The sequence below is a fragment of the Actinomycetota bacterium genome, from assembly GCA_005888325.1.
Taxonomy (GTDB): domain Bacteria; phylum Actinomycetota; class Acidimicrobiia; order Acidimicrobiales; family AC-14; genus AC-14.
In genome coordinates, this window is the sequence record VAWU01000050.1 from 26,786 (window position 1) to 47,810 (window position 21,025).

Annotated in this window: 17 protein-coding genes and 1 pseudogene (1 of these 18 only partly in view); 8 read left to right on the forward strand and 10 right to left on the reverse strand. The window is 70.5% G+C overall.

What is annotated here, in order from left to right; genetic code table 11:
• The 4 genes and pseudogenes from E6G06_15630 to E6G06_15645 all read left to right on the forward strand — a co-directional run.
• Positions 1-633 (forward strand): annotated as a pseudogene (locus E6G06_15630) (N-acetyl sugar amidotransferase) (it extends 490 nt beyond the left edge of the window).
• 9 nt (positions 634-642) lie between these two features.
• Positions 643-1,260, forward strand: coding sequence for an imidazole glycerol phosphate synthase subunit HisH (gene hisH / locus E6G06_15635; GenBank protein TML88752.1), 618 nt, complete (start codon positions 643-645; stop codon positions 1,258-1,260).
• Positions 1,261-1,268: 8 nt separating this feature from the next.
• The gene (gene hisF, locus E6G06_15640) at positions 1,269-2,024 is read left to right on the forward strand and encodes an imidazole glycerol phosphate synthase subunit HisF (GenBank protein ID TML88753.1); all 756 of its coding nucleotides are present in this window, start codon (positions 1,269-1,271) and stop codon (positions 2,022-2,024) included.
• 28 nt (positions 2,025-2,052) lie between these two features.
• Entirely contained in the window at positions 2,053-2,676 is a 624-nt protein-coding gene (locus tag E6G06_15645; protein ID TML88754.1) for a methyltransferase domain-containing protein, read from the forward strand.
• A gap of 11 nt (positions 2,677-2,687) precedes the next feature.
• Here the strand turns inward: E6G06_15645 and E6G06_15650 are convergent, their stop codons facing one another.
• Both E6G06_15650 and E6G06_15655 read right to left on the reverse strand, forming a co-directional pair.
• Positions 2,688-3,656 (reverse strand): class I SAM-dependent methyltransferase, encoded by a 969-nt coding sequence (locus tag E6G06_15650; GenBank protein TML88755.1) that lies wholly within the window; start codon positions 3,654-3,656, stop codon positions 2,688-2,690.
• Positions 3,653-5,314, reverse strand: a complete 1,662-nt coding sequence (locus E6G06_15655; GenBank protein ID TML88756.1) for a hypothetical protein — start codon at positions 5,312-5,314, stop codon at positions 3,653-3,655. Before E6G06_15655 ends, E6G06_15650 begins: the two co-directional genes overlap by 4 nt.
• A gap of 80 nt (positions 5,315-5,394) precedes the next feature.
• Between E6G06_15655 and E6G06_15660 the strand changes: the two genes are divergently transcribed.
• Positions 5,395-6,621: a hypothetical protein gene (locus E6G06_15660; protein ID TML88757.1), complete on the forward strand. Its 1,227-nt coding sequence runs from the start codon at positions 5,395-5,397 to the stop codon at positions 6,619-6,621.
• A complete protein-coding gene (locus tag E6G06_15665) occupies positions 6,576-6,902 on the forward strand; it encodes a hypothetical protein (protein TML88758.1) in 327 nt (108 codons plus the stop codon). The genes E6G06_15660 and E6G06_15665 overlap by 46 nt, the downstream gene beginning before the upstream one ends.
• A 16-nt stretch (positions 6,903-6,918) precedes the next feature.
• Here E6G06_15665 and E6G06_15670 read toward each other — a convergent pair whose 3' ends face one another.
• From E6G06_15670 to uvrA, 7 genes are all read right to left on the reverse strand, one after another.
• Positions 6,919-8,508, reverse strand: coding sequence for a hypothetical protein (locus tag E6G06_15670; GenBank protein TML88759.1), 1,590 nt, complete (start codon positions 8,506-8,508; stop codon positions 6,919-6,921).
• Entirely contained in the window at positions 8,508-9,542 is a 1,035-nt protein-coding gene (locus tag E6G06_15675) for a glycosyltransferase family 2 protein (GenBank protein TML88760.1), read from the reverse strand. The genes E6G06_15670 and E6G06_15675 overlap by 1 nt, the downstream gene beginning before the upstream one ends.
• Positions 9,543-9,554: 12 nt before the next feature.
• Positions 9,555-10,619, reverse strand: coding sequence for a pseudaminic acid synthase (pseI, locus tag E6G06_15680; GenBank protein TML88761.1), 1,065 nt, complete (start codon positions 10,617-10,619; stop codon positions 9,555-9,557).
• A gap of 20 nt (positions 10,620-10,639) precedes the next feature.
• Positions 10,640-12,088, reverse strand: coding sequence for a GNAT family N-acetyltransferase (locus E6G06_15685; GenBank protein TML88762.1), 1,449 nt, complete (start codon positions 12,086-12,088; stop codon positions 10,640-10,642).
• A gap of 21 nt (positions 12,089-12,109) precedes the next feature.
• Positions 12,110-13,426 carry a hypothetical protein gene (locus E6G06_15690; GenBank protein ID TML88763.1) on the reverse strand — a complete coding sequence of 439 codons (1,317 nt, stop codon included), beginning with the start codon at positions 13,424-13,426 and terminating at the stop codon, positions 12,110-12,112.
• Between the two features lie 119 nt (positions 13,427-13,545).
• On the reverse strand, positions 13,546-13,761 hold the full coding sequence (locus E6G06_15695; protein ID TML88764.1) for a Flp family type IVb pilin: 216 nt from the start codon (positions 13,759-13,761) through the stop codon (positions 13,546-13,548).
• A 218-nt stretch (positions 13,762-13,979) separates the two neighbouring features.
• A complete protein-coding gene (gene uvrA, locus E6G06_15700) occupies positions 13,980-16,853 on the reverse strand; it encodes an excinuclease ABC subunit UvrA (GenBank protein TML88765.1) in 2,874 nt (957 codons plus the stop codon).
• A 95-nt stretch (positions 16,854-16,948) separates the two neighbouring features.
• Here uvrA and E6G06_15705 point away from each other — a divergent pair, with 95 nt between their 5' ends.
• Together E6G06_15705 and E6G06_15710 are read left to right on the forward strand one after the other, a co-directional pair.
• Positions 16,949-17,992, forward strand: a complete 1,044-nt coding sequence (locus tag E6G06_15705; protein TML88766.1) for a hypothetical protein — start codon at positions 16,949-16,951, stop codon at positions 17,990-17,992.
• Complete coding sequence (locus E6G06_15710; GenBank protein TML88767.1) at positions 17,985-19,334, forward strand: DUF2079 domain-containing protein; 1,350 nt, start codon at positions 17,985-17,987, stop codon at positions 19,332-19,334. The genes E6G06_15705 and E6G06_15710 overlap by 8 nt, the downstream gene beginning before the upstream one ends.
• 8 nt (positions 19,335-19,342) lie before the next feature.
• On the opposite strand, the gene E6G06_15715 is transcribed toward E6G06_15710, so the two are convergent.
• Positions 19,343-21,013 (reverse strand): hypothetical protein, encoded by a 1,671-nt coding sequence (locus tag E6G06_15715; GenBank protein ID TML88768.1) that lies wholly within the window; start codon positions 21,011-21,013, stop codon positions 19,343-19,345.
• Positions 21,014-21,025 lie beyond the last annotated feature (12 nt).

Below are 21,025 nucleotides of genomic sequence, written 5' to 3' on the forward strand. Positions count from 1 at the left end.
CCTGCCGCCGCGGCCGAGGACAAAGTCCTCACGCGGCGTTGGCTCGAGGAGTTCGGTGGCCTCCTCGGGCTCCGCGTCTCCGACCTCGTCGGGCACGCCGGCATCGAGGCGCGCCACCTGATCCAATACACCTACCCCACCGACGAAGAGCTGCGGCGAGTCGGAGTCACCGGCATCTTCCTCGGCCATTACCTGCGATGGGACGGGTTGAGCAACGCGCTGTTCTCACAGGCACACGGTTTCGAGACCTATCCCCGACCGGTCGAGGGATCGCTCGTCAACTACGAGAACCTCGACAACGTGCACACCGGCATCCACGACTACTTCAAGTTCCTCAAGTACGGCTTCGGGCGGGCGTCCGATCACGCGTGCATGCACGTGCGGAGAGGCCGGCTCTCGCGCGCCGATGCGATCGACCTGGTGCGCGCGCACGACGGCAAGTTCCCCTCCAGCTATCTCGGCTACCCCCTCGACGAGGTGCTCGCCGAGATCGACATGACGCTCGAGCAGTTCCACGGGGTCTGCGACCGCTTCACCAACAAGAAGCTCTTCGTGTGCGATCGCCATGGGCAACCGGTGCACGACGCCGGCGGCAACCTGGTCAAGGTCAACTACGACAACGTCCCCGGCTGATCGACGTCGATGAAGCGCGTCGCGATCGTCGACTACGGCATGTGCAACCTCGACTCGGTGCGACGCGCCTTCGAGGAGTGCTCGTCTGCGCCGTTCGTCACTGACGAGCCGACGGATCTGGCCGCCGCCGACCTCATCGTCCTGCCCGGCGTCGGTGCGTTCCCCGACGCGATGGCGAACCTCCGCGATCGCGCGCTCGACAAGGCCCTCGACGACGAGGTGCTCGGCAACCGGGTGCCGTTCCTCGGCATCTGCCTGGGGATGCAGCTCCTGGCCACCACAGGGCACGAGGGAGGCGAGACGCCGGGGTTGGGCTGGATCGACGCCGACGTGTGCCGGCTGCGGCCGACACCGGAGGACCCGCGGGTGCCGCACATGGGATGGAACGAGGTGGTACCGGCGCGTGAGTCGCCGCTGTTCGCAGGCATGCCGCCCGCCGGCGACTTCTACTTCGTGCACAGCTATCACGTCGCGTGCCACGACAACACCGATGTGGTCGCCACCACGCCGTACTGCGGCGGGTTCGTGTCGGCGATCCAACGCGACAACATCCTCGCCGTGCAGTTCCACCCCGAGAAGAGTCAGGAGCGCGGGTTCGAGGTGCTCCGCAGGTTCCTCGCCCTCTGACGATCGCGATGCTCAAGGTCCGGATCATCCCCACGCTTCTCTACAAGGACTTCGGCCTCGTCAAAGGCGTGCAGTTCGATTCCCGCCGGCAGATCGGCAGCGCCATGCAGGCCGTGAAGGTCTACAACCTCCGAGGTGTCGACGAGCTCGTGTTCCTCGACGTCACCGCCACGCTCGAGGGTCGCGCGCCCGACGTGGAGTTGATCGACGAGTTGGCCGACGAGTGCTTCATGCCGCTGACGGTCGGTGGAGGCGTCCGTTCGCTGGACGACGTCCGCCGCCTGTTGCGGGTGGGCGCAGACAAGGTGGCGATCAACACAGCGGCGGCCGTGACGCCGGACCTCGTTCGTCGGGCGGCGGAGCGATTCGGATCGCAGTGCGTGGTCGTGTCGATCGACACCCGCACCGATGACGCGGGCACGACCACGGTGTGGACGCACTCGGGCACGGTGACCGCCCGGAGAGATCCACTCGAGTGGGCCCAGGAAGTCGAAGCGCTGGGCGCCGGCGAGATCCTCCTGACGTCGATCGACCGCGACGGCACGATGACGGGCTACGACCTCGAGACGCTCGGCCGCGTGGCCGGTGGGGTTTCGATCCCGGTGATCGCGTCCGGCGGCGCCGGCAGCTACGACCACTTCGCAGCGGCCCTCGACGAGGGTGCGGCAGCCGTCGCCGCCGCCAGCATCTTCCATTTCACCGAGCAGACACCCAGGGAAGCCAAGCTGTTCCTGCAGGAGCGCCGGTTCCCCGTGCGCCTCTGACCCGCCCGAGCACCCAGGAGCCCACACGATGACCGATCGAGCGAGCACCACGCCGGAGGCCCGTCGCCTCGAGGGTCTCTGGAGCGGCGACTTCGGCGACGACTACGTCGATCGCAACACCGATTTCTCGCATCGCCGTGCGTTCTGGGCGAGCGCGCTGCGCGAGCGACGGATGACGCGGGTGCTGGAGGTGGGCTGCAACATCGGCGGCAACCTCGAGTGGATCGCCGACGACGCGGCCTACCGGCTCGTCGTTGGCGTGGACGTGAACACGCGTGCGCTCCGCGGCCTCCGTACGCGCGTGCCGTCCGCCCGGGCGGTGGAGTCACCCGCCCGCGCGCTGCCATTCCGCGACCGGGCGTTCGACCTGGTCTTCACCATGGGCGTTCTCATCCATCAACCTGACGACACCCTCTCGCAGGTCATGGGCGAGATGGTTCGCTGCTCGCGGCGCTGGGTTCTCTGCGGCGAGTACTTCGCGCCGGAGCCGACCGAGGTCGCCTACCGGAGTCAGGAAGGCGCGCTCTTCAAGCGCGACTACGGACGACTGTTCTGTGAAGCGTCTCCGGATCTGACGATGACCGACACGGGCTTCCTGAGCCGTCGCGACGGCTGGGACGACGTCACCTGGTGGTTGCTCGAGCGGCGCTGACGCGAGCCCGGTTACCGCCGAAGCGCGGACTGCACCCGGGCGAGGCGACTCCGCGACCAGCGAGTGAGCCGGGCCGTGAACTCCGTGGGGTCCGCCATCAGCGTGCGCGCGTGATCGCCGAGCCGACCCGGCAGCCCCAGAGGGGCGCGGAGCGGGACGGTGGCGAGCTCGCGCTGCACGGCTGCGGGCGACTCGCGACGCCGGGTCACGCGGCCCGAGGCGGCGGGCCCGGTTCTCGCCCGAGCGAGCAACCAAAGCTCGGTGTCGGCGCCGGCAGCATAACGATGGAGCACCACGTCGAACCCGCTCGCCTCCAGCAGGTTGCCCAGCGACACCTCGGTGAACATGTACGTGTGCGGCGCGGTGAAACAGGACCACGCCAGGGTGCGCGCCCGGCGGAAGGTCGGCACCACGATGAGCAGATGGCCGCGCGTCTTTGCGAGCAGCTCATGCGCGGCCATGCAAGTCTCGCGGGGTGCGGCGAGGTGCTCCCAGACGTGGCAGCTGTACACCAGGTCGAACGACTCGCCGTCAACAAACGTGGTGCCGTCGAAGAACCCGCTTCGCACCTCGAGCCCGAAGCGTGTCCGACCTACCTCCGCCAGCACCGGATCGGGCTCCACGCCGACGACCTGCCACCCGCGATCGCGGAGATCGACCATCGCCCCGCCGACGCCACAACCGATGTCGAGCGCCCGACCCGGCCGGTCGTGCAACTGCGCCTGACCGCCCGCCCAGTCGAGAGCGCCCCGGATCTCGTGGTAGTCGCCACCGGCGTAGAGGTCGCCGACCGCAGCCACACCGAGTCGGGGCGACTGATAGACCAGCCCACAGTCCTCGCACACGACCCACCGGCTGCGACCGCCCGGAAGGCCGAGCTCTCGGGCATGGTCGTCACGCGGGGCGCGAACTCGAGCCGGACGCGCCGACGTCGACCCGCACACCGCGCAGGCCACGGTTTCGAGCAGCGCGGTGCTCATCCTCCGATGAGATGACACACGGGCACGGTGCGGGCGCGGTCTGACTCGACGTAGTAGAAGCCGTACAGCCGGGCGCCGGTGTCGCGCACTCGCAACGTGCCCGAGCCGGATTCGCCGAGGAACTGTGGTGCCTCCGGGAAGAGGTCGGTCACGTCCGCGAGCAGACAGCCGTGGACCGGGATCTCGACCTCGCGCGTGAGCTTGCGCGTGCCGTCGGACGACACCAACGTGAGCTGCGGCCGCGCGGGCGCGATCGACGCGCCGTCGATGCCGGCCATCGGGTGGCTGAGGAAGACGCGCGTACGCAGCCCACCGCCGAGCCGCACACGCCCAAAGACGCGTGTCCGGCGGATGTCGGGCCAGCGCACTCCCGCGGGTACGGCCGCGTTGTAGAAGTCGGAGCCGACCTGGACCTCGCCGACGAGCTGGTCGCCCCGCAGCAGACCCACGAGGATGTCGAAGGCCGCGGGCCACTCATCGACCGTTGCTTCCGGTCGCACGCTCACCTGCGCGTGGGCGACGACTGGAAGCGCGACGCCCGCGTCGCGCAGGACCGATGTCATCGCCACCTGAACGAGCCCGTCGCGTGGAACGTGCACCGCGTGGGTCACCAGATGCGCGCCATCGCCGGCGAACACGTCGATCTGGGCCTCATAGGCACCCGCGACCGGGCCCCACACGTTCGGAAAGGTCAGCTCGGTCTCCCACTGGTCGTCGCAGATCACGAACGCGCTCGCGACCGGGCCCGCCTCCGCCGACTCGACCGGGCGGCCCGCGCCCTGATCGAAGACGCGATCGACCGTGCCGTGGTTGGCGATGCACCTGCCGTCGTCGTACTCCACCGACGTCGACACGCGGGAGCTCGGGCACGGGAGCTTGAGGCGAAGGTGTCCGGGCTGGTCACCCAGGAACCGGGCCAGATCGGGAAAGACCTCGTCGACGTAGACGTGACGGGTCGCGCGCGGCGCCAGCGCCGGAAGCCGCGCCCGCTGATGCCGGCCGTCGGCCGAGAGGACGGTGAGGTCGGCTCGCATCGGAGTCGGGCCACCGGGACCGTTGTACGGGTTCATCAGGATCACCGCGGTGCGATTGCCGCCGCGAGCATCAACGCGCATGGCGCTCACCACTTGGGCCGCCGGCATCTCCATCTCGCCGTACTGGCCGTGCACTCCCGTGCTCTCGCCGTCGTCGCGCTCGTACTCGGCGAAGAGCTGCACCGGACGCCCGGCCATGAGCTTGTCGTCGGCCAGCCGCAGCAGTAGCTGGCCTTCGAACGGAAGGGACACACCATGCGATCGACACTGTTCACGCACGTCGATGCTGGTCGTCTCGTCGGGCTCGAGGTCGACGCTCCAGCGCGCGACCGACGCGCCCGACCGGTCGAACAGCTCGGCGCTGAGCTGCGGACGGTCGATGCCGTAGGCGTCGGACCAGTAGTTGTGGAGCCACGCGATCGTCGTCGTGCGATGGTCGGCGATGGCCCACGTGAAGCTCGAGTTCTCGTGACGCGGAGGAAGCGTGCCCGTCGCCCTTCGAGCCGCCCAGGCCAGGGTGACCGAGGGGCTCAAGCCTCGAGCTCCATCGACGACGCGCCGGATGCCGCGGCTGCCCCGCCGGCCTCGACGACGAAGCGCGACGACCGATTCACCTAGCTGCACGTCCACCTCGTCCAGAATGGAGTGAGATCACCGACTCGACGTCGCATCGTCACTCATCATCGGATCCCTGGAACGGTCGCTTGACTGAACATCATCTCCCCCTCCGGCGCCGCGTGCTGCTCAACACGGCGGCAACGGGTGCGGGCAACGCCTGGGCGATGGTCGTTGCAGCCGTCAGCCTACCGTTGCTCCTGCGTGGGTTGGGCCCGACCGTGTTCGGCCTCTGGGTGCTGGTGCAGACCTTCTCTGCGATCACCGGCTGGTTCTCTCTTGCCGACATCGGGCTCGGGATCGCGACGACGCGGGCGGTGGCCGACCGGGCTGCGCAGAACGACGAGCGCGGTCTCGCCCGGGTCGTGAGCAGCGCCCTGTGCATCTACGTCGTGCTCGGCATCGTCAGCGCTCTGCTCCTCGGATCCGTCGGCGCGGCGGTGCTCCCCTCGGTGTTCGGCGCGCCCGCTCGTCTGCGGCCTGAGCTCGAAGCGGCCGTTCTGCTCTTCGCCTGCCAGGCACTGCTCGACCTCCTGACCGCCGCGACCATGGCCTGTCTGGAGGGCCTGCAGCGCCTGGATCTCTCGCGCGCCACCGACGCGATCCGCCGCACGACCGTCGCGGTGGTAACCACGGTCGTGGCCCTTCAGGTCGGCGGCCTCCGCGCCGTCGCCGCCGCGAGCCTTGCGGCATCTGCGGTGGGCACCATCATCGGAGCGGTCCTCCTCTATCGCCATCTGGGCGTACGCCTCACCGCGCCGGACCGGCTCGAGGGCCGAGGGCTCATCGCCTACGGGAGGTCGGTCGGCCTGCTCAACGCGACGGGCGTGCTGCACCGCACGATGGACCGCTTCATCGTCGGAGCCGTGTTCGGTCCCGCCGCGGTCGCGTTGATCGAGATCGCGATCCAGGTTCAGAATGCCGCGAGCGCCATCCTCGCGGCCTCCTCGTACGCGGTGATCCCGAGCGCGGCGTGGTTGCGCGCGCGAGGCGACGCGGGCACTCTCCGGGAGCTCGTCGAGCGGGGCACGAAGTACTCGCTGCTGGTGACGATGCCCCTCGTCATGGGCGGCATCGTGCTCGCGACGCCGCTGGTCCACGTGTGGGTGGGTACCCGCTACGACGCAGCGGCCGGGCTGATCGCGGTTGCGTTACTCTCCATCGGAGTCGCCGCGCCGCTGCAGGTTGGCTCGAACGCGCTCCAAGGGCTCGGAGAGGCGGGGCTGGTCCTGCGGCCGGCGGCGATCGCGGTGGTGGTGAANTCATCCTCGTGCACGTCGTCGGCGTGGTGGGTGTGTTGCAGGGGACGCTGGTAGGAGCCGCCGTCCTCACCCCCGCCCTGGCGCGCAACGTGCTCCGGGAGAGCGGTATCCCGGCGGGAGAGTTCGTCCGGCGGACGTTGGCACCGGTCGTGCTGCCAACCCTGGCCCTCGCGTTCGCCGCAGGCGGGATCGTCGCGCTCCCGCTCGGTTCGCGGGCCACGCTCTTCGCCGGCGCGCTGGCTGGCGCGGCCGCCTACGCGCTCGTGGCCACCCGCTGGTCGATGTCCAGGGGAGAGTTGCGCGACTTGCGAGACCTTGCAATCGGACGCGCCTGACCGGCTGGCGCCGCGATCACACCCCGACGAACGACGTGCCGTTGAGCAGGCCGTCACAGATGCGGTCCAGCGCCGCGTTCTTGCCGGGATCGAGGTCGGCGGCGTCGTCGGTGGTGATGCGCGCCAACCCCGGAAGCGGCTCGACCACGTAGGGTGCCGGCACCGGCGCGCGGAAGAAGAAGAAGTGCGCGTAGCGGCGCGCACGTTCCACGTCGGGGCGATCCGCGCAAGGATCGACGAGCAGGCGATCGAGGGCGTCGACGAACTCGCCGGGGCTGGAGACGTCGACCGTGAAGCCCTTGTGCCGGTAGTGGACATCTCCACACACGACGACCGGCGTGCCGCTGAGCGCGAGCTCCAGGCCCGTGGTCGACGTGTACACCAGGCCGAAGTCGCTCGCCTCCATGAGGGGATAGGAGCTGGTGAGGTCGTCGGCACCTACCACCGAGGCGTTGGGCGGAAGCGCCGGATAGCGCCGGCGGATGTATTCCTCGAGCGAATCGCGCGTCCGCTTGCCCGGGAGCCGCTGCTCCGACGGGTGCACCCGGACGATGAGCTCGTGGTCGGGACGGCGCGCGAAGGCATCGACCACCGCGTCGAGCCACGTCCGGATCGAGGGGAAGGCGACGTCGCGGCCGACCACCGCGGTGTCCCAGGTGAGGTTGGTGAAGAGCGTGACCAAACGTCCGCCCCGTCGCTCGACAGCATGGTCGCGGAACGCCCAGAACTGGTCGAAGGCAGCACCGCGCCGACGTCGCTCGAGGTACTCGTCGAGCTCCGCATCCTCGGGAGGTGTGAGCGGGCGGTCTTCGCCCGGCCACTCGGCGGTGAAGTCGTAGAAGCCCGCGGGTGTGCCCCGGTGAAACACGAGCGTCTCCTTCAGGAACGCCCGCTCATAGGTGACGACGTCGATGCCCCGCTGCTGACAGATCGCCCAGGTCACGCCTTCGAACAGGAAGAGGCCGTTCAGGAGCAGCACGACGTCGGGCTGCATCTTGTCGAGCGCGCGCTGCACGCCCTGGGCGATGCGGCGGGCGGACCGCAGGAAGGCCCGTCCTGTCAGTCCCGCCAACGGATCGTCCTCGAGCGCGGCGGCGCAGAGGAACCACTTGAGGGGGATGTCGACCACCCGCCCGAGCGGGAGGTCGTCGACCTCGGCCGCGCCGAGGTCCGCGGCTGGGACGTGGTCGAGCTCGGGCCACTCCCCCGGATCGTCGCCGGACCAACCGTCGCGGATCGTCCGCATCGCAAAGCCGTGCGCGGCGATCGACCCCTCCACGTAGCGGCGACACGTCGTGCACGGCATTGGTGGCGCCTCGTAGGTGTTCGCACGGTCGCACACCTCGAGCCCGCCGCCGCAGGTGAGGAACTCGACGTGCGCCCCGCGCCGACGCAACGCGTGGGCGATCACCGCCTCGTACTGCACGTGAGCCGCCCAGTCGCGGGGGCTCACGATGAGCACCCGCGGCCGGCCGTCGGTCAGGCCCATCCCGCTCCGCAGCCGCCTCGCGGCGCGTTGCTCGGGTGCGACTGCGAGCTGGCGCAACACCAGCTCCACGCCCTTGCGCGCGTACTCCTCCATCCGCGCCGCGTTCGGGAGCGGCATCAGCGATGCTGCCGCGGCCGGTGGTCGAACGGACGCCCGGTCACGATCCGCCAGACACCCGACCAGAGGCCGAGGCCGTACGCCCAGTGGCAGATGCCGAGCGCCGCCAGCGCCCGGTGCGGCGCGACGCCCGGGTCGGTCGCCACGCGCGACGCGACCGCGACCAAGCCGAGGAAGTAGACGGTCGGGACCATCGCCGGCGCCGGTCGACGGGACCAGATCGCCCAAGCGGTCGCGCCGGTCACGACAACGACCATCGAAGCCGGTGCGAGGGGCCGCCAGTACGGCAGCGTGCGGTGCTTCTTCAGCGTCGAGGCCTTGCAGAGGCCGTAGTTGTAGTACTGACGCCAGAGCGCTCGGGGCGTCGACCGGGGGAAGTACCACGAACGAATCGAAGGATCGAGCCGAATACGGCCACCGGCGCGCCGCACCCGGTAGTTGAGCTCCTGGTCTTCAGCCCCCCATTGCAGCCGCTCGTCGAATCCACCGACCTCCTCGACGGTCTGCCGTCGCCAGGCGCCCAGGTACACCGTCTCCACATCGGCGGCATCCCGTGCGTAGTGAAAGCGACCGGGCCCGACGCCGGCCGGATGCGACGTGACGGCCGCAACCGCGCGGCCGAAGTTGGTCGTCCCGACCGCGCGCATCAGGCCGCCCACCACGGCAGGCCCCGCCTCGAGCGCGTCGACGCAGCGACTGACGTAATCCCGCTCGTACAACGTGTGCGCATCGGCGCGCACCACGATCTCGCCCCTGGCCGCAGCAATGCCGACGTTCATCGCCGCGGCCGCGGTGATGCCCCCGTTCGGGATCACGCGCACGACTCCGCCGTCGCCGGCTGCGACATCGCCGGTGCCGTCAGTGGAGCCACCGTCGAGGACGAGGATCTCGATGAGGTTCGGATAATCCTGAGCGAGAAGCGAGTCGAGGCAATCGCGGATGAAGGTGCGCTCGTTCAACGTCGGAAGCAGGACGGACACGCCCGGCACGAGGCCAGGCCCAATCTCGTCGCCTCGGACAACGTTCGCGCTCACCGGTTCACCGCGTCACTCTCCCACGGCGTCCCAGGTGAGGGGCGTCCCCCGTCGCAGGTCCCTCGCCGCCCGCCGCTCCAGCACGGTGTCGAGGTGCTTGGGAGCCAATCCAGCACCGGGACGGATCGAGCGCACGTTGTCGGTCGTGAAGCGCTCGCCCGCGGTGACGTCTTCCACGACGAACAACGACCGGCGAAACGCGAGGCTCGCGTGCTCGTGCTCGGACGGCCCGTAGCGGACGGTGCCCAGCGCCTGCTCGGCCTCGCGAACGGCGTCCACCATCATCGTGAGCTCGTGCGGTTCCAGCGAGAAGGCGCGGTCAGGGCCCGGTTCGGAACGCGAGAGGGTGACGTGCTTCTCGAGGAGCGAAGCGCCCAGGGCGACGGAAGCAATCGCGGCCGCGAGGCCCACAGTGTGGTCGGACAGACCGATCGGGACGCGCCACTCCGCCGCCATGTCGGGGATGGTGCGAAGGTCCATCTCCGCGGCAGGCGCCGGATAGGCGCTGTTGCACCGAAGCAGGGCGATCTGTTCGCCACCGGCCGCCCGCGCCGCCGACACGGCCTCGGTGATCTCCGCCTTCGTCGCCATGCCGGTGGAGAGTATGAGCGGCCGTCCAGTCTCCGCGGCCGCGCGGACCAACGCCAGGTCGACGATTTCGAACGACGCGATCTTGATCGCGGGCACATCCAACTCGTCGAGGAAGCGGAGCGCGCGACGATCGAAGGGTGACGAGAACAGCTGGAGACCGACGTTCTCGGCGAGCTCCTTCAGCGGCTCGTGCCACTCCCAGGGCGTCTGTGCCTCGGTGTAGAGGTCGTAGAGACTGCGCCCCGCCCACTCGGTTCCCTCCCCGACGCGGAAGACATCGTCGTCGCTGGAGATCGTCATCGTGTCAGGCGTGTAGGTCTGGAGCTTGACCGCGTCGACCCCGGCCTCCGCCGCGAATCGAACGAGGTCGGCGGCACGTTCGTACTCACCGGCGTGGTTCGCTGACAGCTCGGCGATCACGAAGACCGGATGGCCGGGCCCGACGAGGCGGCCACCGATCTCGATGACGTCACGCGCGCCGGTCATCGGAGCTCCCGTCCCAGTGCCTACGACGCATCACGACCAGCCTGACCGGGACCCGCCACGAGGTGGAGGACCCCGTCGGGGTCGTCCAGGTCTGTGATGCGCTCGAAACCCGCAGTATCGAACGCCAGCGCGGAAGCGACGTTGTCGCGCTTCACCAGCGCGTGGAGGGGTTCGTTGAAGCCTTCTTCACGCACGCGCGCCACCCCCGCCATGATCAGGGCCGAGCCCCAACCTTCGCCACGGGAGCCGGCGACCACGCTCAGGCCGACCTCGGTACGGCCGGGAGCCGGCCCCTTCGGCTGGAAACGAATCTGGCCCAGCGGGCGGCCGTGTCGCTCGGCGATGTAGATGCGACACGCCGGATCGCGGAGGCGCTCCCTCATCCAGGCCTGATGGCTCGTCCACGGGATCGGGTCCTGCGAGAACGCAGCCGCGCGCACAGTGGGGTCGTTCGCCCATTCCCACAACAGGCGGGCGTCGTCTGCAACCGCAGCTCGTAGCGCGAGGAGGCGGGACCGCATGACCGCGACAACACGCGACGCGCCGCGGCCGTCGACCAACGCCCGTCCCCGCGCCGCCATGACCGCTCGCTGCTCCGGGTCGCGAGCGAGACCCTCCACGGTTTCGGCGACGCACGCGGCCGTCAGCTCGGTGGACGGTCCGAGGTTCAGTGCCACACCGTGGGCGGCGAGGCGTGCGGCAACCGGCGCCTGATTGGGTGCGGTGACCACGAGCGCAGCGGGAAGCCCGGTAGCGCAGAGCTCCCAGCACGTCGACCCCGCGGCAGACACGGCGAGGTCGCACGATGCCATCAACGCCGCCACGTCGGCGACGGGCATGCCGGACCCGATCTCGACCAGCTCGACCGCACATCGCGCCGCACCCACCCCGGCCCGGATGACGTCGAGCAACGCGACCTCTGGGCTCCCACCCAGCGTGACGAGAAGGCGCAACGGCTCGCGACAAGTCATCGACCGCGCCGGCGAGTCGTGGCTGAACTCCCGGCGCAGGAGTGCGTAGCGGAGACCGAGCAGCAACACGGAGCCCGCGGGCCGCTCGGCGTAGTCCGTCGCGGTCGCACCCAGGTTCTGGTCGACGATGACCTCGGCGAAGTAGCGGCCGAGCGCGCCGTGATCGTCCACCACCAGGAGCCGGTACCCCGCGTGCGCGACCTCTCTCTGACGCGTCGGACCCAAGTGGTACCCGTCGAACGAGATCCAGTCCGGCGCCTCGACCGCCGCGAGGTCGAGCAGGGCGGCGGCATCGCGGTCGGGGTCGCCCTGAAGCCGGCTCACCTCGAACCCCGAGTCGCGCCAACGGGTCGCGAGTGCGCCGGGCAGGTTCGCGGCGGCGAGGACCACCCGCCCGTCGCGCCCTGCCCAAGTCTGGGCGAGCGCCAGTTGGCGCATCACGTGGCCCGCACCCATGGGCCCACCACCATCGGCCCTGACGAGCAGCGTCCCGGTCATGAAGTCGTTCGTTCAGCGACGCTATCTGCCGCCGAGCCCGATGACGCTGCGCACGGTGCGGCCGAGGATCCTCAGGTCGAGCGACAGGCTCTGGTGGCGCAGGTAGAAGAACTCGTACTGCAGCTTCTCCATGGCGTCAGAATCGGACGCGCCGTAGGCGTACTTGACCTGGGCCCAGCCCGTGAGCCCGGGGCGCACCCGATGGCGCAGGTCGTAGAAGGGGATCTTGTCGATCAGCTCCTTCACGTAGCGGGGCTGCTCGGGCCGTGGGCCCACGGTGGACAGGTCGCCGCGCAGGATGTTCAGCACCTGCGGCAGCTCGTCGACGTGCGTGCGCCGGAGCCACCGCCCGAACGGTGTCACCCGCGGGTCGCCCGGGTCGGTCCAGTCGGTCCCCTCGCCTCTCCGCATCGTGCGGAACTTCACCATCTCGAAGAGGCGTCCGTTGCGACCGACACGCGTTTGCAGGTAGAGCAGCGGCCCGCGGTTCGCGATCAGGTTCCCGACGACCACGACCGGCGTCACGATGATGAGGCCGATCAGCCCCAGCGCACCCACGGTCACGTCGACCATCCGCTTGACCCGCCCGTAGCGGGCCTGGTGGATCTCGCCGATGTCGAACATCAGCGACACCCGCTCGAGCTCGGCGAGAGGCAGCTTGCCCAGCCACTCGTCGTAGAACAACGTCAGCGTGCGGATGCGGAGGCCGTGCTCGTGCAGCGTCGCAGCCTGGGCGACGATCGACTCGTCCGCCTGCGCCTCGCGGTCGAGCACCACGACGCTCGCGCCCACGCGCACGACCGCCTCGACCAGGGGCTTGACCCGCGCATCGTGCGAACGCGCGGCCTCGGGGGAGAGCGTCGCCGACAGCGTGGCCGAGCGCTCCGGCTGGCCGGCGAGGTCGTCCTGCAGGCTGGCGGCCTCGTCGGCCGCGCCGACGAGCACGACCCGATCGCGGCCCTCGGCCCGCGCCCGGCCCCCTGCGGAAACCACCGAGAGCGCGAGGTAGATCGGCACGAGCGCCAGCGCGGCGCCGAACACCACGAACCGGGGCAGCTCAGCGGAGCCGATCAGCAGTTGGAGAGCGGAGATGCCGAGCGCGGCGGTGATGATGGCCAAGACCGCTGACACGATCGCGACCTTCCCGGTGCGGGCGAGGTCGGGCAGGCCCACGCCGTACGCGGCCAAGCACAGCAGCCCGATGTAGGCGAACGACCAGGTGAAGCGCAGCGAGCCCGTGTAGTCGTAGCCGCCGATGTAGCGCGCATGCACCTTGCCCAACGCGAGCACGACGGCCGCGGTGGAGAGGTAGAGCAGCAGTCTCGCGGCGCGCCGCACGGTTCCAGTATTGCGCCCCACCGGCGCGCCCTCGGGCCATAGCCCGGCTCGGTGCCCTCAGGCGAGGCGACCGCCGGGCGCACGGGAGCTTCGTCGGGTGACCGACGAAGCTCCGACTGTCAGCTGCCCGTGTTGTCGATGGAGTTGCCGACCGTGCTCAGCTTGGTCGAGGCTGAGTTCCCGATCAGGGCGATGGCGGCGATGCAGACGACGGCGATCAGGGCGACGAGCAGCGCGTACTCGACCAAGCTGGCCCCCTTGTCGTCCCGGTGCAGCCGCAGCTGGATGTGGAGCCAAAGCAACTGAAGGTTCACGACTCGTCCCCCGTATCGCACCGATCTTGGTGCTCGGTGATTGTTGAAAGCGACCGGAACGTACTGGTTCTGCGCATCCCGGTGGAATAGGTCGAATGGCTCATACCCGTAACATCGTGCTCTGCGCGCATCCGACTGCGCCGGTCTCCCCCCTCAAGCCCCAGTCCGTCAGCCGGCAGCACGTACCTGCACTCAAACCCTACCGGTGGGTTTTCACCTGGACCAATAGGTCATTCGACCTAACGACGCAGGTCAGCGGCCAGCATCGGGGCCAGGAACTGCCCGGTGTAGCTATCGCGGGTCTTCGCCACCACTTCCGGTGGGCCCTCGACCACAACAGACCCACCGCCGTCGCCGCCCTCGGGACCGAGGTCGACGATCCAGTCGGCGGTCTTGATCACGTCGAGGTTGTGCTCGATCACCAGCACGGTGTTGCCCTGGTCGACCAGCCGCGTGAGGACGGTGAGGAGCCGGCGGATGTCCTCGAAGTGGAGGCCGGTGGTGGGCTCGTCGAGGATGTAGATCGTGTGGCCGGTCGAGCGCTTGGCCAGCTCGGCCGACAGCTTCACCCGCTGCGCCTCGCCCCCGGACAGGGTGGGGGCGGGTTGCCCCAGCCGGACGTAGCCCAGGCCCACGTCGACGAGCGTCTGCATGTGACGGGCGATGGTGGGCTGGTTGGCGAAGAAGACCGCCGCCTCCTCGCACGAGAGGTCGAGCACCTCGGCGATGCTCTTGCCCTTGAACATGATGTCGAGGGTGTCGCGGTTGTAGCGGGCCCCCTTGCACACCTCGCACGGCACGTAGACGTCGGGCAGGAAGTGCATCTCGATCTTGATGGTGCCGTCGCCCGCGCATGCCTCGCAGCGCCCGCCCTTGACGTTGAACGAGAACCGCCCCGGCAGGTAGCCGCGCACCCGGGCCTCCTGCGTCTGGCTGAACAGCTTGCGGATCGAGTCGAACACGCCCGTGTAGGTGGCCGGGTTGGAGCGCGGCGTGCGCCCGATCGGCGACTGGTCGATGTTGATCACCTTGTCGAGCAGCTCGTCGCCCTCGATCGTGCGGTGGCGACCCGGGACGACCTTCGACCGGTAGATCCGCTGCATCAGCGCCCGGTAGAGGATGTCGTTCACGAGCGTCGACTTGCCCGAGCCGGAGACGCCGGTGATCGTGACGAAGCACCCGAGCGGGAGCTCGACGTCGATGTTCTTGAGGTTGTGCTCGCGGGCGCCGCGCACGATCAGCCAGTCGTCGCCGGGCTCGCGGCGCATGGCGGGCACGGGGATCGAGCGCTTGCCCGACAGGTACTGCCCGGTGATCGACTTCCGGCTCTTCACCAGGTTGGCGACGGAGCCCGAGACCACGATCTCGCCGCCGTGCTCACCGGCCCCGGGCCCGATGTCGACGACGTGGTCGGCGACCCGGATCGTCTCTTCGTCGTGCTCGACGACGATCACGCTGTTGCCGAGGTCGCGCAGGCGCACGAGGGTGTCGATCAACTTGCGGTTGTCGCGCTGGTGCAGGCCGATGGACGGCTCGTCGAGGACGTAGAGCACGCCGACGAGCCCGCTCCCGATCTGGCTGGCGAGGCGGATGCGTTGCGCCTCACCGCCCGCGAGCGTGCCCGACGAGCGGTTCAGCGAGAGGTAGTCGAGGCCCACGTCGAGCAGGAACCGGACCCGCGCGTTGATCTCCTTGATCACCCGCTCGGCGATCATGCGGTCGCGCGCTGACAGCTTGAGGCCGGTGAGCACCTCGGCCGCCTTGCCGATGGACAGGTCGCACACCTCGTGGATGTTGCGACCGTCGACGGTGACGCCGAGCGACTCGGGCTTGAGACGCGCCCCGTCGCACTCGGGGCAGTGCACCTCGCGCATGTAGCCCTCGATCTGCTCGCGCGCCCAGTCGGACTCGGCTTCGGTGTGGCGGCGCTGCAGGTAGGGCACCACCCCCTCGTAGTGCGTGTAGTACGAGCGGGTGCGGCCGTAGCGGTTGCGGTACTGCACGTGCACCTGGCGGGTGCCCGAGCCGTAGAGCATCACCTTCTGCTCGGCCTTCTTGAGCTTCTTCCACGGCGTCGACGTGCGGAACCCGTAGCTCTCCGCGACCGCGGACAGGACCCGGTGGAAATACTCGCCCCGCGCACCGGCCCACGGCGCGATCGCGCCTTCGTCGACGGTGACGTCGGGATTGGGCACGATCAGCTCGGGGTCGACCTCGAACCGCGTGCCGAGGCCGTCGCAGTGCGGGCACGCGCCGTACGGGGAGTTGAACGAGAAGCTGCGCGGCGCCAGCTCGTCGAACGACGTGCCGTCGTTGGGGCATGCGAGGTGCTGGCTGAAGGTGAGCGTGGCACTGCCTGCGTCGCTCCCCTCGCCGTCGGCGTCGCGCGGGCCGACGATCTCCACCTCGGCGACGCCCTCCGCCAGTCGCAGCGCGGTCTCCAGCGAGTCGGTCAGTCGCCGCTCGACACCCGCCCGCCGCACGAGGCGGTCGACCACCACCTCGATGGTGTGCATCTCGTAGCGGCCCAGGCGCCGGGCCCGCGCCTCGGCCAGGTCGACGGTCTCCCCGTCGACGCGGGCGCGGGCGAAGCCCTGCTTGGCCAGGTCGTCGAGCAGGCCCTCGTACTCACCCTTGCGGCCCCGCACCACCGGCGCGAGCACCTGGAACCGGGTGCCCTCGGGCAGCTCGAGGATGCGATCGACGATCTGCTGGGGTGTCTGGCGGGTGACCACCGAGCCGCACTTCGGGCAGTGCGGCACGCCGATGCGTGCGTAGAGGAGCCGCAGGTAGTCGTAGATCTCGGTGATCGTGCCGACCGTGGAACGCGGGTTGCGCGACGCCGACTTCTGGTCGATGGAGATGGCCGGCGACAGGCCCTCGATGAAGTCGACGTCGGGCTTGTCCATCTGCCCGAGGAACTGCCGGGCGTAGGCCGAGAGCGATTCGACGTAGCGGCGCTGCCCCTCGGCGTAGATCGTGTCGAACGCGAGCGACGACTTGCCCGACCCCGACAGGCCGGTGAAGACGATGATCCGGTCGCGTGGCAGCTCGAGCGAGATGTTCTTCAGGTTGTGCTCGCGCGCCCCGCGAATCACAAGCTTGTCGCTCACGTTCGTCACCCTACCGGCCTCCGGCGACGAACACACGTTCCCTTTTGGAGGCCGCGAGCGGTGAACCCTCCTCCGAAGTCCGCCGATAGGACCGCATGCCCGTGGCAACCTGGACGCCCGTGCCGGCTTCCGTCCCCCGCGGCAACCCGGCCCTCCGCCGGCACCTTCTCGTCGTCGTGGCCACGGTGCTGCTCGCGAGCGTCTGGCCCGCCGCCTGGGCCCTGCATCAGGGCGACCTGAGCGCGCTCGTGGGCCCCGGCGCCGTCGGCCCGTCGCTCGGGCTCCTGGCCCGCGAGGTGCCCGGGCTGGTCGTCACCCCGAACGCCGGGCACGACGGCCAGCAGTTCTACGCCATCGCCCGCAAGCCGTTCCGGCCCCGCGAGACGGCGCGCTACCTGAAGGACCCGAGCTACCGCTACCGCCGGATCCTCTTCCCGCTCGTGGGGTGGGCGCTGGCGCCCCACGGGGGAAGGCGGCTGATCCTCGCGTTCGCCGCCATCGGGCTGCTCTCGGTCGGGTTGAGCGCGGCGGCGCTGGGTGCGTTGCCCGGCGCCCGGCCCTGGCTCCCCCTCGTCGTCGCCGCCACGCCGGGCGTGGTCGTGTCGCTCATGCTCGGGCTCTCCGACACGCTCGCGCTGGCGCTCACCCTGCTGGCCTTCGCCGCTGCCGCGCACCGGCGATGGGCCCTGCTCGTCGTCGCGCTCGTGCTCGCGGCGCTGGCCAAGGAGACGGCCTTCCTCGCCGCGCCCGCGCTGGCCCTCACCCCGGGCATGCCCGGGCGCGCCCGACTCGCGGCGGTAGCCGCGCCGGCGATCGTGTTGATGGGATGGGTCACGTCGGTCAACCACGCGCTGCACGCGTCGATCTCCACCGAGTCCCAGTTCGGCAGCCCGCTCTCGGGGTGGATCCACAGCACCGATACCGCTCCCGGGCTCATGGTCGGACTGCTGCTCGCGATCACTATCGCGGTCGGCGCCTGGCGCGCCCGTGGGGCGCCGCACGTCCGGGCGTACCTCGTGGTGCTCCTCGCGCTGATGGCCGTGCTCGCGCCGGAGATCACCGTGTCGTGGATCAACACCTCGCGTTCCGTCATCGCCGGCCTGCCGCTGGCAGCCTGGGCGATCAGCACCCGTGCGTGACCGGCGCGGCCTGGTCGCCGCCGGCGTGCTGGCCGCGACGTTCTTCACCGTCTCCTGGTTGCGTCATGTCCATTTCTGGTCGGGCGGCTTCGACCTCGGTGTCTTCGACCAGGGCGCGTGGCTCCTCTCGCGCGGCCGGGCGCCCGACATCTCACTGATCCAGCGAAATCTCTTCTCCGACCACCTCTCACCGGTGCTGATCCTGTTCGCCGCCCCGTACCGGTTGATCGCTTCACCCGCGTGGCTGCTCGGCGCGCAGGCGATCTGCCTTGGCGTCACCGTGCTCCCGTTGCGCGCACTCGCGCGCGACGAGGGCGTGCCCCGCGGGCTCGCCACGCTCGCGGTTGCGCTGAGCGCGCCGCTCGCAGCCGCGGCCGTGTTCGACTTCCATCCATCGACGCTCGCGACCCCGTTCGTCGCGTGGTGCCTGTTGGGCGCGCGTCGCGGCGACCGCAGGCTGATGACATGGGCCGCGCTCGCAGTCGTCGCGTGCAGGGCCGATCTGGGCTGCGTCCTCATCGGGATCGCGATCGTCGCCGCGCCCGACGTCCGGCGCCGGCTGCTCGTGCTCGGCGCACTCGCGGTCGCCGCGGGCGCCGTCGTCCCCGACCTGCTGGGCAACCCCGGAACCTGGAAGCCGTACTACGGCCACCTGGGCGCGAGCCCGGTGGATGCCGCCCTCCACCCCTGGCGGGCGGTGCGTGCGCTGCTGTCGCAGGACCCGTTGGACAGCCTCGTCTACTGGCTGCTGCCCGTGGGCTTCCTGCCCGTCCTGCGTGCCCGCTGGCTCGCCGCCATCGTGGTCGCGGGGCTGCCCGTGCTGCTCTCCCGCTGGGCCGGCACGCACCTTCCGTGGTTCCACTACGGCGCGCCGCTCGTGCCCCTCGTGGTCGGCGGTGCGATTGCGGCATTGGCCACGAGCCGCCTCCCCCAGGGGTCGCTGCGCGGTCTGCTGGGCGCCGGGGCCGTCGTCGCCGCCGCGATCAGCGGGCCCCTCTCGCCCGACGCGCCCGCGTCGGTGCAAGTCTGGCAGGTCGTGCGCGCGTCCGGCCGGAGCTCCGCGGTCGCCGCCGCGCTGAAGGCGGTGCCACCCGGCGGTGTGGTCAGCGCTCTCAACCAACCGCTCGCGCATCTCATGCAGCGGCATCAGGCGTACCTCTTCCCGCTGCCGTTCGCTGCGCCTCGAGACACCTACCCGGGCGGACTGGCTCCCGCGCCGTCGCGTCGGAACGCGGCGGCGGTCGACGTCGTCATCGCACGCGTGCAGGACCGCGCACGGCTCGAGGCGCTGCACTTCGGCAAAGTGCGACGAATCGGCGACTTCGTCGTCGCATCGCGCTAAGCCCCGCCTCACGGGCCGGAGACGTAGGTCGTGACGCGCAGATCGACGTCGGAGAACAGCCGGATGTGACGGCGGCCTCGGGCGCGCCATCCGACCACGTCGGCGTCGGCCTGGCCGCGTTCGATGTCGACGACGCCGACGACGTCGATGCCCGCGGCGCGCAGCACGTCGAACGCGCGCGTCTGGTTCTGCGGGCTGTCCGCCGTGAGCCACCGGCGCGTCGGGTCGTAGAACGCCCCGGCCTCGCGGGCGAGGTGGGCCTCCCGGAAGACCAGCGCGGGCTCCGGCTGCCGGGTGAGGAGGCGCGACGCGCGCGCGACGTCGTGGGTGCGCACCGAGGTCCACGCCAGACCGAAGCCGGTGATCGTCACCGCGGTCAGGATGAACGCAGCCCGCGCCCAGGTTGGGAGCTGCGCGAGAGCCACGACGCCGACGACGCCGAGGAGCAGGCCGGAGACGAGCAGGTACCGGCCCCCCCACTGCGGGGGTGCGCCGCCCGTGTACTGCAGCGCCCACACGAGCGGGAGCGCGGCGCACGCGAGCACGGTCGCCGGACGTCGCTCGCGGGTCCAGCCGTACACGAGCGCGACGGCGGCGATGGGCGTGGTGGCCACCAGGCCGGGCACGAACCCGAGGCCCTTGCCGAGGCGCACCAGGTAGAGGAGCGCCACCCCCGCGCCCGCCACGGCCGTCACCCGGCGTTGGCCGGGGTCCGCCGATGCACGGGCGAAGACCACCAGCAGCCCGAGCAGGATCAGTCCCGTGAGCTCGGCGCGCCGCTCGAGGTCGGCGGTGAGACCCGAGAGGGTGAGGAGGCCTTCCTGGACGCGCACGGCGGCGTCGGAGCGCTTGGAACCCGTCGCCAACGTGACGGTGCGCGACGATCGGATCGCGCCGCCGGCCGCCGCCCGCTCGAGCGCCTGGTTGGCGAGGAGGGGCACCGCCATCCCCGCCACCACGACGAGGCCCGTGGCGACCGCGACCCCGAGGCGACGCCGGGTGAGAAGGACGGCGCACGCGCCGCTGATCATCAACGCCGCGTAGACGAGCGCCTCGGTGCGCATCGTGGCGGCCGCGCCGAGAAGCACTCCCGCGACGATCGCCCCGCGCCGATCGTCGTCCACCACCGAGTCGAACAGGAACACGACCGCCCACGCCACGAGCGCCACGCCGATCGTGTGCTCCCAGAGGTCGAGGGCGTAGATCGCGATCGGCGACGCGATGCCGACGACCCAGAAGGCGAGCCACCCGTCGGTGTGGTGGAGGCGCCGCGCGATCGCGCGCGCCGCGAACGCGGCCGCCACCGCGCCGAGCATCGGCACCAGCAGCGCCAGCCGGTAGCCGCCCAGGTGGTACAGCGGCAGTGCCGCGTAGAGCACCGGCAGGGTCGTGGCGTTCACCCACTGCCGGCCGATGTGCGCCGTGTAGTAGAGCGGGTGCACCCGGCCATCGGGGTCCCAGCGCGCCGCCCAGTAGCCCACGTCGGGGTCGAGCCGGTGGCGCGCGTCCATCACGCGCAGCGTGGCCACCTTGCCGCCGGTGTCGGTGCCCAGGAAGCCCCGAGGGTCGTTGGCGAACGACAGCCCGACGTAGAGCGCGAGCAGCACGGCGCCCGCAGCGAGGCCTCGCCGGAAGATCCTCTCGGATGTGGGCGCGGACGTGGTCGCGATGACCGCCACTCTCGCACCCGG